The 446-nt window shown below is 63.9% G+C and carries 1 protein-coding gene; it reads left to right on the top strand.

Features of this window, described 5'->3' with window-relative positions:
• Positions 1-446, top strand: a 446-nt coding sequence (locus tag MLGJGCBP_RS50090) for a hypothetical protein (protein ID WP_160104093.1), incomplete at both ends; no start/stop codon positions are given.

Genomic DNA, 446 nt, shown 5'->3' with positions numbered 1-446 from the left:
ATCGGGCGTGTGGTGAAGGCGGTCAAGGAGCAGTTGCTGGCGATCCCGGACAAGGGTGTCGGTTACGGGTTGCTGCGCTACCTGAATACCGAGACCTCCTTTCAGTTGGCAGCATTCGCTGCTGCGCAGGTTTCGTTCAACTACCTCGGCCGGATCTCGGCCGCTGATATCCCGGCCGAACTCCGTCAGGTGGGGTGGGTCCCGGTGGACGTGCTGGGAACGATCAGCGCCGAGGTGGATGCCGACATGCCGGCTAACGGCGTCATCGACATCAACGCGATAGTCACCGACACGGCTGCCGGGCCGAGTCTGGGCGCAACGTTCGCATTCGCGTCGCGTGTCATCTCTGAGCCCGAAGTTCATCGGCTCGCCGATCTGTGGGTTGCGGCGTTGTCGGCGTTGGGTTCTCATGCCGAGGGTCCGGGTGCGGGTGGGTTGACGCCGTC

Source organism: Rhodococcus sp. T7, from assembly GCF_009872365.1.
GTDB lineage: Bacteria > Actinomycetota > Actinomycetes > Mycobacteriales > Mycobacteriaceae > Rhodococcus_F.
Note: the sequence above shows the minus strand (reverse complement) of the source record. Positions and strands in the feature narration are given on the sequence as shown.